The sequence below is a fragment of the Brevundimonas sp. S1H14 genome (assembly GCF_047716865.1).
GTDB classification, from domain to species: Bacteria; Pseudomonadota; Alphaproteobacteria; order Caulobacterales; family Caulobacteraceae; genus Brevundimonas; species Brevundimonas naejangsanensis.
On the sequence record NZ_CP136679.1, the window covers coordinates 2,284,345 to 2,298,365 of the forward strand.

10 protein-coding genes are annotated in these 14,021 nt (G+C 70.4%); 3 read left to right on the forward strand and 7 right to left on the reverse strand.

The window, feature by feature from the left end:
• Positions 1-26: 26 nt before the first annotated feature.
• From RSD66_RS11220 to RSD66_RS11250, 7 genes are read right to left on the reverse strand one after another with little or no spacing between them, the layout of a single operon-like run.
• The gene (locus tag RSD66_RS11220) at positions 27-2,039 is read right to left on the reverse strand and encodes a TonB-dependent receptor (protein WP_415287804.1); all 2,013 of its coding nucleotides are present in this window, start codon (positions 2,037-2,039) and stop codon (positions 27-29) included.
• 35 nt (positions 2,040-2,074) lie between these two features.
• Positions 2,075-2,845 carry a 2,3-dihydro-2,3-dihydroxybenzoate dehydrogenase gene (locus RSD66_RS11225; RefSeq protein WP_415287805.1) on the reverse strand — a complete coding sequence of 257 codons (771 nt, stop codon included), beginning with the start codon at positions 2,843-2,845 and terminating at the stop codon, positions 2,075-2,077.
• Positions 2,842-6,732: an amino acid adenylation domain-containing protein gene (locus RSD66_RS11230; RefSeq protein ID WP_415287806.1), complete on the reverse strand. Its 3,891-nt coding sequence runs from the start codon at positions 6,730-6,732 to the stop codon at positions 2,842-2,844. Before RSD66_RS11230 ends, RSD66_RS11225 begins: the two co-directional genes overlap by 4 nt.
• Before the next feature lie 10 nt (positions 6,733-6,742).
• Positions 6,743-7,006 (reverse strand): phosphopantetheine-binding protein, encoded by a 264-nt coding sequence (locus RSD66_RS11235; protein ID WP_024353927.1) that lies wholly within the window; start codon positions 7,004-7,006, stop codon positions 6,743-6,745.
• Positions 7,003-7,650 (reverse strand): isochorismatase family protein, encoded by a 648-nt coding sequence (locus RSD66_RS11240; RefSeq protein WP_415287808.1) that lies wholly within the window; start codon positions 7,648-7,650, stop codon positions 7,003-7,005. Before RSD66_RS11240 ends, RSD66_RS11235 begins: the two co-directional genes overlap by 4 nt.
• Positions 7,647-9,275: a (2,3-dihydroxybenzoyl)adenylate synthase gene (locus tag RSD66_RS11245; RefSeq protein WP_415287809.1), complete on the reverse strand. Its 1,629-nt coding sequence runs from the start codon at positions 9,273-9,275 to the stop codon at positions 7,647-7,649. Before RSD66_RS11245 ends, RSD66_RS11240 begins: the two co-directional genes overlap by 4 nt.
• Entirely contained in the window at positions 9,272-10,531 is a 1,260-nt protein-coding gene (locus RSD66_RS11250; RefSeq protein ID WP_415287810.1) for an isochorismate synthase, read from the reverse strand. The genes RSD66_RS11245 and RSD66_RS11250 overlap by 4 nt, the downstream gene beginning before the upstream one ends.
• Before the next feature lie 146 nt (positions 10,532-10,677).
• Here RSD66_RS11250 and RSD66_RS11255 point away from each other — a divergent pair, with 146 nt between their 5' ends.
• The 3 genes from RSD66_RS11255 to RSD66_RS11265 are packed head-to-tail and all read left to right on the forward strand — an operon-like array spanning position 10,678 to position 13,999.
• The gene (locus RSD66_RS11255) at positions 10,678-11,349 is read left to right on the forward strand and encodes a response regulator transcription factor (protein ID WP_081650917.1); all 672 of its coding nucleotides are present in this window, start codon (positions 10,678-10,680) and stop codon (positions 11,347-11,349) included.
• Positions 11,327-12,733, forward strand: a complete 1,407-nt coding sequence (locus RSD66_RS11260; RefSeq protein WP_415287812.1) for a sensor histidine kinase — start codon at positions 11,327-11,329, stop codon at positions 12,731-12,733. The genes RSD66_RS11255 and RSD66_RS11260 overlap by 23 nt, the downstream gene beginning before the upstream one ends.
• A gap of 57 nt (positions 12,734-12,790) precedes the next feature.
• Entirely contained in the window at positions 12,791-13,999 is a 1,209-nt protein-coding gene (locus RSD66_RS11265) for an MFS transporter (protein ID WP_415287813.1), read from the forward strand.
• Positions 14,000-14,021: the final 22 nt, after the last annotated feature.

Sequence of the window (14,021 nt, forward strand, 5' to 3'; positions counted from 1 at the left end):
CCCCACCGCCGCTGGACCCTGCGCCCTCAGTAAGTCCAGCGGACGCCCAGCCGCAGCGTGCGCGGCGGGCCGTAGCCCTCGACGCCGGTTCCAGTCTCGGACACCTCGACCGCTTCGTCGAACAGGTTGTCGGCGGCTGCCCAGATCATGGCGGCGGGGGTCATCCGCCATTCGGCGCGGGCGTCCACCACTACCGCAGCGCCCAGAACGCGGCTGTTCAGGTCGTCTTCAAATCGCTTGCTCTCATAGCGGGCCTGGGCCGCCAGGGTCAGGCGTTCGCCGGCGCGCCAGTCCAGCCCGGCCGTGGCGCTCCAGATCGGCGCCTGGGCCGGACGCAGGCCCGTCAGCTGCGGCGCCGCCGAACCGCCGTCCATGCGGGCGTCGGTGACGGAAACGGCGCCGTCCAGACTCAGACCGCCGGGCAGGCTGCGGCGCGCCGTGAGTTCGATCCCTGTCGCTTCGATGGTCCCGGCGTTGTGACGCTGACGCAGCACGCCGCCGGCCGGAACAAAGCCTGCGCGCGGGAAGGTTCCCGGCCCCTCACCGATGGTCACATTGACTATGGCGTCCTCGATCCGGTTCCAGAACAGGGTCGCGCCGAAGGCCGCGATCGGCCCCTCATAGGCCAGCCCCGCCTCCACGCCCTGAAGGGTCTCGGGAACCAGGGCGGCGTTGGCCTCGGTCAGGTCGTTGCCGACCCGGAACGGGCGGTGCAGTTCGTTCAGCGTCGCCGGGCGGAAGCCGGAATAGGCCGCCGCCCGCCCCGCCCAGCCGCCGCCGAGGAAGCGCCGCGCCGCCAGACGCGCGCTGACCACCTCGCCCGAGCGGTCGGGATCGGCCTCGTCCAGGGTCGCCGTTCCATTGGCCCGATCACGCTCCAGACGGCGGCCGTTCTCATTCTTCCAGCTGTCCAGACGCAGGCCCCCGGCCACCAGCCACAGGTCGTTGCGCCACGATGCCTCGCCGTAGAGGCCCGCCACTGCAGTCTCGCCGCCCGCGATGCGGTCGCGGGTGAAGGCGCCGTCCATGAAGCGGAAGCGTTCGCGGGTCTCGCCCTCGTTGAAGCGGGCGTCGGCGCCCAGCTCCCATTCCAGCCGTCCGCCCGCCACGTCGCGCGAGGCGCGGCGCAGCGCGGCGTTGACGCCCCAGCCGGTTGCGGGCGTCTCATACTGATCATTGGCGGGCGTGGTCGCGTTGCGGTCCGCCGCCACCGCGACGGAGGTATTGGCGAAATCGCTTTCGCGTCGCCAGGCCTGCAGTCGCCAGCCATAGTCGCCGTCCTGCGGCCGCTTCGCCGCCGTGGCCGACAGCAGGTGGCCGCTGGCGCTGGACCGCGCCCCCATGAGGCCCGAGCCGCGCTCTTCGTCATAGGCCGAGGCGCGCAGCGACAGACTGGCCTCGCCCAGCGGCGCGTCCAGCCGCAGCGCAGCCGCCTTGCTCGTCAGATCCAGCGGAGTATCCGCCGTCCCGGCCGCCGCGCCGCGTACGGGCGTATAGCCGTCGCTGGTCTCATAAAGGGCCGAGCCCGTCAGGCGCAGAGGGCCGGCGTCGAGCCCGCCCGCCCCGGCCAGCCGCGCCCCGCCCCTTTCGGCGATCGAGGCGTCCAGCACCCCGCCGCGTTCTCGCTCGCGCAGTTGGATGACCCCGGTCAAGGCGCCCGCGCCATAGGGACCGGCCCCCGCGCCGCGCACGATATCGAGGCTTTCCAGAGCCTCAGTCGGCAGTTGCGACCACAGGACCCAGCCGCCGAACGGATCATTCAGCGGCACGCCGTCCAGAGTCACCAACGTCCGCCCCGCCCCTGACGGCGCGATGGCGCGCAGGGATATCCCCTGCGTCGTCGGATTGGCGGACAGGCTGGTGGTGCGTCTGAACAGGGAGACTGCAGGCACGCTGGCCAGCGCCTCGTCCAGCCGCATCGACCGATCGAGCGCAAGCCCATCCAGCCGCACGACCGAAAAGGCCGCCTCCCCCGCCGCCGGCGGCAGACGCGCCGCTGTGACCACGACTTCGTCAACGACCGTCGGCTGTATGTCCAAAACCCAAACGCCCCCGTAAAAAACCGGCCTCGGCGTCAGGCGCGCAGGGTCGCTCCGCCGTCGACGTAGAGGTCCGTCATGGTGATGTGCGCCGCACGATCCGACAACAGGAAGACCACGGCCTCGGCGATGTCTTCCGGCGTCGCCAGCTTCTGCAACGGAATCCCGGCCTTAAAGGTTTCCGGCGAACCGGCGATGACGCGGGCGGCGCCGTCCTCATCGGCCCACATGCCGGTCTGCATCGGCGTCAGGGTCGAGCCGGGGGCGACGATGTTGCAGCGGACACCCTTGGGCCCCAGTTCGAGCCCCAGACAGCGGGTGAACATGGTCGCCGCCGCCTTGGACGCGGCATAGGCCGCCATCGCATGACGCGGCACGCCCGCCGCGTTGGAGCTGACGGTGACGAAGGCGCCCTTGCCTCTTTCGCCCATCCGGCGCGACACTTCACGACCCAGGTGGAAAGGCCCATCCGTATTGACCGCGAACACACGGCGCCACTCGGCGTCGGAGGTCTGATCCACCGTCACATTGGACAGGACGCCCGCCACGCTGGCCACGAAGTCGATCGGGCCGTCCTCGGCCTCGATGCGGGCGAACAGGGCCTCGACCGCCGCGCCGTCGGACACGTCGAGCGACTCGACCCGCACGCCGTTCAGGAAGGCCAGACCCGACAGGGCCGTGGACGGCAGGTCGGTGGCGACCACGCGCGCGCCCTCCTCGACCAGCAAGCGCACCACGGCGGCGCCAATGCCGCCGCCCGCGCCCGTGACCAGGGCCAGACGGCCGGACAGTCCGCTGTCTCTCATCGTGCGATCTCCTCGAAGGCGGTCATGCGGGCGTCGAGCGCAGGGGCGATCAAGGCCGTCGCCGCCGGGCCGGTCAGTTGCGGGTGCAGGAAGGGAACCTCGACCACGTCCAGATCGGGCGAGTAAGGCCGCCACAGGCCCGGCGTCAGGTCGCGATCCTTGTGATCCAGCGCCGCGCGGACGTGGGTGGTGCGGCGGCCGAACGGCTTGTGATGATGCTCCCGCACCAGACGGTTGGTGTCCAGCACCACGCGGATCACCCCGTCCAGCGCCGCCTCGGGCAGACCGCCCAGCGCGCTGTCGCCCGCCTTCAGGAAGGCGAGGATGGCCGCACGGCTGCGCAGTTCGGGATACTGGGTCGGGTCGTATCCGGCGATGGCCAGAAGCGCGCGCATGGCGTCGATGGGGTCGGGCTCAGGTTCGGCGCGCCAGCACTCGGCCGGATAGGAGTCCAGCATGGCCATCAACCCGACCTTGACGCCGCGCCGCTCCAGCTCGACCGCCGCCGCCTGTGCAATGATGCCGCCGACGGACCAGCCTGCGATGTGGACCGGGCCGGGCGCGCCCAAGGCCAGAATATGATCGACATAGACGGACGCCAGCGCCTCGATGCCGTCCGGCAGGGCGTTCTGCGGGTCCAGCGCGGGCGACTGCACGCCCCACACCGTGCGGCGCGGCGACAGGGCGCGCGCCAGGGTGCGATAGCCCCACGACAGCCCCCCCGCCGGGTGGATCAGGAACAGCGGCGGCAGGGCCGCATCGCCCTCGGCCAGTCGGATCAGCACGCCCAGCCCGTTGTCGAAGTCCAGCGCCTCAGCGTCGATCAGGGCGGCCAGTTCGGCCACGCGCGGCCGGTCGAACAGAGCGCCCAGCCCCGGATCGCGCCCCAGCCGCTCGCGGATGAGCATCATCAGATGCACCGCCAGCAGGGAGTCGCCGCCCAGCGTGAAGAAGTCGTCATCGGCGCCCGCCGGTTCGGCCCTGCCCAGCGTCTCGGCGAACAGTTCGGCGATGATTGTCTCGGTCGGCGTCTCGGCCGCCCGGCCCGCAGCGGCCTCGAACACCGGGGCGGGCAGCGCCTTGCGGTCCAGCTTGCCGTTGGAGGTCGTGGGCAGGGCGTCCAGCGCCACGATGGCGGCGGGCACCATATAGTCGGGCAGGCGCGCGGCCAGCTTGGCCTTCAGAGCGGCGGGATCATAACCCTCGGCCGGAACCAGATAGGCGACCAGACGGCGCTCGCCGGGACGGTCTTCGCGCGCCAGCACCACCGTCTCACGCGCCAGACCGCTGGCGATGACGGCGGCTTCGATCTCGCCCAGTTCGATGCGCAGGCCGCGGATCTTCACCTGATGGTCGCTGCGGCCCAGATAGACTACCGCCCCGTCCGCCCGCCTGCGCGCCACGTCGCCGGTGCGATACAGGCGCTGACCCGGATGGTGCGGATCGGGGATGAAGCGGTCCTCGGTCAGGTCGGGCCGGTTCAGATAGCCGCGCGCCAGTTGGACCCCGCCCAGATGCAGATGGCCGCCCATGCCGGGCGCCACGGGGCGCAGCCGCTCGTCCAGAATGACCAGCCGCGTGTTCCACACCGGCCAGCCGATCGGCATGGGGCGGGACGTATCTTCCGGCCCGGCGGCCCAATAGCTGACATCCACCGCCGCCTCGGTCGGGCCGTAGAGGTTGTGCAGTTCGGCGCTCACCGTCTGGTGGAAACGGTCGCGCAGTTCGGCGGGCAACTCCTCGCCGCTGCAGAAGACGTGGGCGACCGCGATGCCCTTCGCCGCCGGATCGGCCAGAAAGGCCGACAGCATGGAGGGGACGAAGTGCAGGTCGGTGACCGCATGGCGGCGGATCAGCCCGGCGATGGCGGCCGGATCGCGGTGCGCGCCGGGCGGGGCCACGACCAGTTCGCCGCCCGAGATCAGCGCCAGGAAGAACTCCCACACCGACACGTCGAAGGTGGCGGGCGTCTTCTGCAGGATGCGGGTCTGGGCGCCGATGCCGTACTCGGCCTGCATCCACAGCAGGCGATTGACGATGGCGCGATGCTCGACCAGCACCCCCTTGGGATCGCCGGTCGACCCCGAGGTATAGATGACATAGGCGGCGTCCTCGCCCGCTTGCGCCACCGCAGGCGCAGCCCCGTCCAGCGGCCAGTCGGCGGGCGCCAGCAGCGCCTCGCCGAAGGCGCCGCCGATGTCTTCATGGGCCAGAACGACGCTCGGCCCGGCGGCGCGGACGATGGCGGCGATGCGCTCGGCCGGATGCTCCAGATCGAGCGGCAGATAGGCGCCGCCTGCGCGCAGCGTCGCGACGAGGGCGATCACCAACTCAAGCGAGCGCCGCAGGGCCACGGCCACGAGGCTCTCGCGCCCCACGCCGCGCGCCGCCAGCGCCGAGGCCAGCGCCGCCGTGCGGCGGTCCAGCTCGGCGTAGGTCAGGGTCTGCTCGCCGAAGGTCAGCGCCGGGGCGTCCGGCGTCGCCTTCATCGCCGCCTCCAGCAGGGCGGTCAGCGTCGTGTCGGGGACCGGGTGGGCGGTGTCGTTGAAGGCTTCGAGTTCGCGCGCGGCCTCGCTCGGCGTGGCGATGGGAACCTCGCCCAGCGTTTCGGCGTCCAGCGCGTTCGTCAGAAAGGCGGCCAGACGCTCTGCGTGGGCGGCGGCCTCTTCCAGCGTGTAGAGGTCGGGGTTGGCGTCGACTTCCAGCGTCAGGGCCGGGGCCGCGTCGCCGCGGAAGGTGAAGCTGATGTCGTCCACTGGGCCGGTGCCCAGCACCTTCAGCGTCGTGTCCAGCCCCGCGAAGCGCGGCGGCAGGTCGAACGGCAGGACGTTGACCAGCGGCCCATACAGACGCCGCGCCCCGCCGATCAGGCCCAGGTCGCGCCGCAGCTGCTCGCTGCGGTAACGGCCATGGCGGCGGGTCTTGATCAGGGCCTTGGAGGCCAGGATCAACTGCTCGTCCAGCGGTGCGTCCTCGTCCAGCGTCAGGCGCAGCGGCGGAACATTCATGATCATGGCGGGCGTGCGCGCCGAGGCGCTGCCCATGCGGCCCATCCACGGCACGCCGATCACCGCCTCTTCGGCGCCCGAGAAACGGCGGACATAGGCGGCGCCGATGGCGGTCAGCACGTCGGGCCATGACAGGCGCCCGGCGTCGGCGCGGGCGCGCAGGCGGGCCGTGACCTCAGACGTCAGGGCGCGTTCGATGCGGTGGAAGCGGTGTGCGGTCGTCGCCTTGCCGGGCGCCAGGGAGGCGACCTCGGGCGCGTCGCCCATGATCTCGCGCCACCAGGCGGCGTCGGCCGTGCGCTTGTCCGAGGCGCGATAGGCGGCGTCTTCTTCCCACACCTTGGCGATGGGGTTGAAGACCGGACCGGGCGCCGGGCCGCCGCGCGCGGCGTTGTAAAGTTCGGCTGTGCGGCTGGTCAGCAGGGCCATGCCGAAGCCGTCGGTGGCCAAGTGGTGAACGCGCAGGCTCCACAGGAAGCGTTGCGGCCCCATCAAGAACAGGATGTTGGCGGCCAGCGGGTCGCGGGTCGGGTCCAGCGGCGTCTCGTGATCGCGGCGCATGGCGGCCATGGCCTCGGCGACCGGGTCGCCGGCGGCGGACACGTCGACGATCTGAAGCAAAGGCTGATGGGTCGGGTCGAGGGTCTGGAACACCTCGCCGCCTCGCTCGACAAAACGCAGCGACAGGGCCTCGGCCTCGGCGGCGGTCCGATCGACAGCGGCGCGGAAGGCCTCGACGTCCAGATCGCCCCGGATGTCGAGATAGTGGGCCGTGTTGAAGATCGGGTTGGCCGGGTCCAGCCTCTGGGCGAACCACAGGCCGGATTGGGCTTCCGTCAGCGGGTATTCCAGCGCCGCCGCCATGCGTCCGTCGTCCATGATACTGGCGTCAGGCGTCGTGACCGGCGGCGCGCAGGCGCGCCTGAACCACGCTCCACCAGCCTGCGAGCGTCGTGTGTTCGGCCAGTTCGCTGAACTCCAGCGGCACAGCCTCGCTCCACGCCAGAGACAGGTTGAGGGCGCGCAAGGAGTCGACGCCCAGATCCATCAGATTGTCGTCGTCCAGAATGGAGTCCGGCGTTTCGTGCAGCACGGCGGCGACATCGGCGCGCATCCGTTCCAGCGTCAGATCCTGCGGGGTCAGCTTGGTCATTTCAGTCGTTCCAGAACGCGCGCCGTCGAAAGTGCCACGGCGCAGGTGTCGGCGGCCCAGGCCACCGCGCCCATATGCTTGTCGCGCGAGAAGTCGCCAAGCGCATCGGCGACGAAGAAGGGTTCGATGTCCCGCTGAAACGCCTCGGCCGCCGTCAGCTGGCAGCCGATGTGGGCGTAGACGCCGCAGACGATCAGCTGATCCCGCCCGCGCACGCGCATCAGCGTCTCGAGGTTGCTGCGCTGGAAGGCGCTGTAGCGGTGCTTGACCAGAGGGAAGTCGCCCGGCGCCGGGGCCAGTTCGGGCAGGATCTCTTCATGCTCGGGCGCGCTGCCCATGCCCGGTCCCCACAGGTCGGCCTGCAGGCCCCGGTCGCGGCGATCCTGATCGCCGTGCTGGGCGGTGTAGAAGACGGGAACGCCCGCCGCCCGCGCCGCCGCGATCAGCCCGGCGATGTTGGCGATCAGGCCCGGCAGAGGCTCGGCGCCCGGCGCATAGGGGCGCATGAAATAGCGCTGCATATCGTGAACCAGCAGGGCGGCGCGATCACGCTGCAACGTCCACTGGGCGCGCGAGGCGGGGATCTCCGCCTCGGTCGGCAGGGCGTAGGCCGGGACGGTGGGCAGGCCTTTGGAGACGCTCACGCCTTGCCCTCTTCTTCCAGAATGCGCTGGCGAAGCGCCGCGCGCAGTTCGCGGCGGCTGACCTTGCCCACGGCGGTGACGGCGAAGTCGTCGACGAAGACGATCTGGTCCGGCACCTTGAAGTCGGCGATGTCGCGCTTGCGCATCCAGGCCTTCAGCTCGACGCCGCGGGGCGGTGCGCCGTTGGGGATGATGAAGGCGCAGATACGTTCGCCCAGATAGTCGTCGGGCACCGACACCACGGCCGCGTCGAACACGGATGGGTGGGCCAGCAGGTGATCCTCGACCTCCTCGGCCGAAATCTTTTCGCCCGCGCGGTTGATGTGGTCGGTGGCCCGGCCCATGACCACGAGGTAGCCCTCGGGCGTGCGCCGCACCACGTCGCCGGTGCGGTAGAAGCCGTCGTCGGTGAAGGACCGCTCATTGGCCGCCGGTTCGTTGTGATAGGCGCGGATCGTATAGGGCCCGCGCGTCAGCAGATTGCCCGGTTCGCCCTCGGCCACGGGCGCGCCCGCGTCGTCGACGATCAGGATTTCGTCGTCGGGGCTGATGGGTCGCCCTTGCGTCTCGACGATCAGGCTCTCGGGGTCGTCCAGCCGGGTGTAGTTGACCAGACCCTCGGCCATGCCGAACACCTGTTGCAGGGTGCAGCCCAGTTCGGTGCGCACGCGCCGCGCGGCCTCGGGCAGGAATTTCGCCCCGCCGACCAGCAGCACCTGAAGGCTGGACAGGTCGTAGGTCTTCTTCGCCGCCGCCTGCATCCACAACAGGGCCAGAGGAGGCACCAGTCCGGTGATCGTCACCCCCTCGCGCGCGATCAGAGGGAAGCAGACGTCCGGCGACGGCGATGGCGCCATCACCACCGTCGCCCCGACATAGAGAGCGCCCAGATAGCCGGGCGAGCTCATCGGGAAGTTATGCGCCGCCGGCAGGGCCGTCAGATAGACGCTCTCCGGCTCCAGCGCCGAGATGTCGGCGCTTTCGCGCACGCTGTAGAGATAGTCGTCGTGGGTGCGCGGGATCAGCTTGGACAGGCCGGTCGAGCCGCCCGAAATCTGCAGGAAGGCCACATCGGACGGATCGGCGTCCTGCGTCGGCAGAGACGCCGGATCGGCGCGGAAACCATCGAAGGATGCGAACTCCTCGGCCTCGCCCACCACGACCACATGGCGCAGGTCCGGAACCTCGGCCTGAACGGCGCGGGCCAGGGCGCGGTAGTCGAAGCCTTCATGCCGGTCGGCCACGACATAGGCGGCGGCTTCCGAACGTTTCAGGAAGTGAACGATCTCGGTCGAGCGGTGCGCGGGCAGCGCATAGACGGGGATCAGCTTCGCCCGGAACAGGCCGAAGATCACGCTGAGGAACTCGGGCAGGTTCGGCAGTTGCACCACCACCCGGTCGCCCGGCTTCAGCCCCAGCGCCAGGAAACCGGCGGCGGCCGTCTCGGCCTTTTCCAGCAGTTCGCCATAGGTCCAGCGCTTGTCCAAGCCGACCACGGCGACAGCGTCGCCCTGCGCCTCGGCGCGGCTGCGCAGCAGTTGAGAGAAGGTCTCGCCGCGCCAATAGCCCTTGGCCCGATAACGCGCCGCCATGTCGTCCGGCCAGATCTGTTGCAGGGGAATCATACGCTTGCCTCATCCACGCCCAGTGCGCGCAGGACGGCCTGGAACTTACCTGACGTCTCGTCCGCCTCGGCGGCGGGGTCGGAGCCTTCGACAATGCCCGCCCCGGCATAGAGACGCGCCTGATCGCCGCACGTCTCGGCGCAGCGCAGCGAGACGTACCACGCGCCATCGCCGAAAGCGTTGGTCCAGCCCACGGCCCCGGCATAGAAGCCCCGGTCATAGCCTTCAAGCGCGTGGATTATCTTAGCCGCCTGATCGCGCGGGGAGCCGCAAACGGCGGGCGTCGGATGCAGCAGGGCGGCAAGTTCGGCGGCGGAGGTTTCATCAGGGCGATGCAGCCGCCCCTCGATACGGGTGCCCAGGTGCCACATGGTCCGCGTCGACACGAGCGCCGGTCCCGGCGGCGCGCGCAGGTCGCTGCAGTAGGGCGCCAGCAGGTCCATGATGGCCTCGACCACCAGGGCGTGCTCGCGGCGGTCCTTGTCGGACGCCAGCAGACTCTGCGCCGCCGCCTCGTCCTGCACCACGTCGGTGCTGCGGCGAGCTGATCCGGCCAGAGGGTGAGAGAAGACGACCGGGCCGCGCTTGGACGCCAGCAGTTCGGGCGTGGCGCCGACCAGACGGCGCATGGCCCCGCCCTGCCCTGTTTTTTGGCCTTCACCAAGCGGTGTCAGGAAGCGTGCGGCGGTCGGGTCGGCTTTCAGGTCGCGCCACAGGGCGAAGGGGTCGATCGCGCCGTCGCCCTGAACCTTCAGGCTGCGCGACAGCACCACCTTGTCGACCGGCTCGGCGCCGCCTTGCGAGGCGCGCATGGCCTCAAGCGCCTGCGTCACAGCCGCCTCATAGGCCGCGCGCGACGGCTCGGGCGTCAGGGCGCGGATCGACGGATGAGACGCGCTTGAAGGCATATCCCAGATGCGGTTGGCCGCGCGCTCGGGCAGGAACAGGCAGTCGTCGGCTTTGCGGTCGAACGGCAAGGCGCCGACCAGCAGGCGCGGTGACGGCTCATCGGTTTCCGGCGCGACGGGCAGGTCAGCGAAGAAGCGGCGCACCCGCGCGCCCAGCGTCGCCGCCGGTCCCGGCGTCAGGCGCTGCTTCAGACCCGTGGTGAAGAGCCGCAGCTCCGGCGTGGTCAGTCCAAAAGCCCAGTCCATGTCGTCCTTCGGCGCGGCGACCTCTTGCCGTTCGGATGCGCCGCCGCCGATCTGAACCGACAGATCGGGCGCGCCCCAGAATTCCGCTACTCTCGACTCCATGCTGGTCCCTGCCGCACTCAAGCTGTTGCATATCATTCGCAACAACCGGCCTATAGCGGAGCAACCTTCGCGTTGTCTTGCGGCGAGATTAATTCCAAGCCGGTCTGGTCGTTTCGCTGCAGAGGTTTAGAAGGGCGCTCATGCGAATGCTTGTCATTGACGATGATGCCCGAACCCGCGCCTTCGTGGCCGAAGGCCTGCGCCAGCAAGGGCATACGGTCGATGAGGCGAACGACGGCGAGACGGGTCTGCACATGGCGATGGAGGGCGAGTACGACGCCATCGTCGCCGACCGCATGATGCCCGGCCTGCCCGGCCTGGAAGCGGTGCAGGCCATGCGCGCGAGCGGCCTGAAAACGCCTGTGCTGATGCTGACGGCGCTGGGCTCGGTCGACGACCGGGTGGCGGGGCTGAACGCGGGCGCCGACGACTATCTGGTCAAGCCCTTCGCCTTCAGCGAACTGAGCGCGCGCCTTCAGGCGCTGGTCCGCCGCCCGCCGCTGGCCGAGGCGACGACGCGGCATCGGGTGGCCGACCTGGAGGTCGACGTGGCCGCCCACCGGGCGACCCGCGCGGGCAAGCCGCTGGACCTGACCCCGCACGAGTTCAAACTGCTGGAGCGGCTGGCCCGCAACGCCGGGCACGCCGTGACGCGCACCATGCTGCTGGAAAGCCTGTGGGGCTTCCACTTCGACCCGCGCGCCAATCTGATCGACGCCCACATCAGCCGCCTGCGGGCCAAGGTCGATCGTGGCTTCGATCAGGAGCTGATCCACACCATCCGGGGGGTGGGCTATGTCCTCAAGGCTCCGGACTGAGCCGAAACGTCCGTCGGTCTGGTCCACGGCCAGCCTGCGCTACGCCGCCGCCTTCTCGGTCCTGTTCGGCCTGGGCGCGGCGGTGATGATCGCGGGCGTGGACTACGGCCTGATGCGCTTCGCCGAGGCCGAGGTCCGCGACGGGCTGAACCATCAGATGGACGTCATGCGCGCCGACGCCAACCGGCACGGCACGGCCCAGCTGGTGCAGGAGTTGAACGCTGAAGCCCGCAACCGCGACGCCCGGCGCTATCTGCTGCTGGTCGAGGCGCCGGACGGCAGCACCTTCTCCAACGGCCTGACGCGGCTGGCGGTCAATGAGACCGGCTTCCGCCGCAACCTGCCCAATAAGGCGCGCCCGGCCCGCTGGCCCGACCAGACGCCTAACATGCTGGCGCTGAGCGCGCGGGCGTCCGACGGCGGCCTGCTGGCGGTCGGACGCGACATCCAGCATCTGGACGAACTGCGCGGCGGCATCCGCCGCTATGCTCTGATGAGCGGGATCGCCCTGATCCTGCTGGCGCTGGCTGGCGGCTGGTTCGCCGGACGGCTGTTCCTGCGGCGGCTGGAGGACGTCAACCAGGCGGTCGGCCGCATCATCGCCGGTCAGGATTCGGCCCGCCTGCCCGCTGTCGGCCTGGGGCGGGAGTTCAACGAACTATCAGCCAACCTCAACCGGATGCTGGACCGGCAGGAGGCGGCGCTGACGACGCTGAAGACCCTGTCCGAGGGCGTGGCCCACGAACTGCGCGCGCCTCTGAACCGGGTCCGCAACCGGCTGGAGGATCTGGCCGCCAATCTGAATGACGCCCAAGCGCGTGAAGCCGCCGTCGAACGCGCGCTTGAGGAAACGGATCAGGTCAGCGCCCTGTTCGAGGCCCTGCTGACGCTGGCGCGGATCGAAAGCGGCGACGCCGCCCTGAAGACCGAACCGCTGGACCTCGCCGTCCTGACCGGCGCCGTGGCAGACATCTACAGCCCCTTTGTCGAAGAAGCGGGCGGGCGTCTGGCCGCCACCCTCGCCCCGGCCGGAACGGTCGAGGCCGACCCCGCTCTGCTGCAACAGGCCCTGGCCAATCTGATCGAGAACGCCGTCTTCCACGGCGGCGGCCAGGTCGCGGTCTCAACGTCCAGCGCAGACGGCAGGGCGGTCGTCCGCGTCGCCGACCACGGCCCCGGCGTGCCGGACGCCGAGCGCGAAAAGGTGCTGCGCCGCTTCTATCGCCTGGATCAGGGCGAGAGCAGCCACGCCTCGGGCGCAGGGCTGGGTCTGGCGATGGTGGCCGCTGTCGCGCGGGCGCACGGCGGCGACCTGCGGCTGGAGGACAATCAGCCGGGTCTGGCGGTGGAGCTGGCCCTGCCCGCCACAATGGCCAAGCCCTAGTTGCAATTGGTTCTCAATTAGCCGATCAAGCCGCTCCATCCCGTTCAGGAGCGTCTCATGACTTCCGCCACCACGACCGTCGCAGCCCCCGGCGGCGCCTTCAGCCTGAAGCCGCTGCTGTTCACGGCGGGCGTCGGCAGCCTGTCGATGATGGCCTTCGTCGCCGTGGTCGGGCCGATGGCGCGGTTGTTGGGGCTTCAGCCCTGGCACGTCGGGGCGGCGGTGACGGCGGCGGGCGTGGCCTGGATGCTGATGGCCCGTTTCTGGGGCGTGCGCAGCGATCAGATCGGACGGCGCAAGGTTCTGCTGATCGCCCTGGCCGGATTCGCCGTCAGCTATGCGGCGCTGGGCCTGTTCATGAACGCGGCCCTGGCGCTGATCCCGGCAGCGATCGTCAGCTTTCTGGGCATGACGGCGGCGCGCACCGCCGCCGGAGCCTTCTACGCCGCCGTGCCTCCGGTCTGCGCCGCCGTGGTGGCCGACCATACGCCCCCGGCCGAGCGCGCCCGCGCGATGGGCGCCGTCGGCGCCGCCAGCGCCCTGGGCATGGTCGTCGGGCCGGGCGCCGCGGGCCTGCTGGCCGGATGGAGCCTCAGCGCCGCCCTGATGATCATCTCCGCCCTGCCCGTTCTGGCCTTCATCGCCGTGTGGCGCTTCCTGCCGGCCGACGCGCCGCATGAGACGCGCAAGAAGTCGATGCTGAAGCTCTCCGACGTTCGCATCCGCCGCGCCGTCGTCACCGCATTCTGCGCCATGTGCGGCGTGGTCGTGTGTCAGGTGGTGGTCGGCTTCCTGGCGCTGGACCGCTTCGGCCTGTCGCCCAATGAAGCGGCGCGCACGGCGGGCGTCGCCCTGGCCGTGGTCGGCGTGGTTCTGTTCGCCTCGCAGATAGTGCTGCGCCGGTTAAGCTGGGCGCCTTCGCGCTTCATTCGTATCGGCGCAGGCATCGCCGCTGTCGGCTTCATCGGCGCCGTCTTCGCCGCTACGCCGGTGCAGCTATGGATCGCCTATGGCGTCATCGCGGCGGGTATGGGCTGGGTCTATCCCTCGCAGTCGGCCCTCGCCGCCAACGCCGTCGAAGCCCATGAGCAAGGCGCCGCCGCCGGAGCCGTGGGCGCTGCGCAGGGTCTGGGCGCCGTCCTGGGCCCGCTGGCGGGAACCCTGGCCTATCAGGCGGCGCACGGCGCGCCTTACGCCGTATCGGCCGGTCTGATCCTCATCGCCGCCCTCTGGCCTGCGACCCGCCTCAAGGTCCACGAGGTCTGACGCCGAATATTGTCGCCGGGAT

Bases quoted from the DNA above. Each gene is read 5' to 3' on its own strand.
- RSD66_RS11260 (WP_415287812.1), top strand. From the start codon at position 11,327: ATGTCCTCAAGGCTCCGGACTGAGCCGAAACGTCCGTCGGTCTGGTCC.
- RSD66_RS11230 (WP_415287806.1), bottom strand. From the start codon at position 6,732: ATGGACGACGGACGCATGGCGGCGGCGCTGGAATACCCGCTGACGGAA.
- RSD66_RS11245 (WP_415287809.1), bottom strand. From the start codon at position 9,275: ATGATTCCCCTGCAACAGATCTGGCCGGACGACATGGCGGCGCGTTAT.
- RSD66_RS11265 (WP_415287813.1), top strand. From the start codon at position 12,791: ATGACTTCCGCCACCACGACCGTCGCAGCCCCCGGCGGCGCCTTCAGC.
- RSD66_RS11225 (WP_415287805.1), bottom strand. From the start codon at position 2,845: ATGAGAGACAGCGGACTGTCCGGCCGTCTGGCCCTGGTCACGGGCGCG.
- RSD66_RS11255 (WP_081650917.1), top strand. From the start codon at position 10,678: ATGCTTGTCATTGACGATGATGCCCGAACCCGCGCCTTCGTGGCCGAA.
- RSD66_RS11235 (WP_024353927.1), bottom strand. From the start codon at position 7,006: ATGACCAAGCTGACCCCGCAGGATCTGACGCTGGAACGGATGCGCGCC.
- RSD66_RS11250 (WP_415287810.1), bottom strand. From the start codon at position 10,531: ATGGAGTCGAGAGTAGCGGAATTCTGGGGCGCGCCCGATCTGTCGGTT.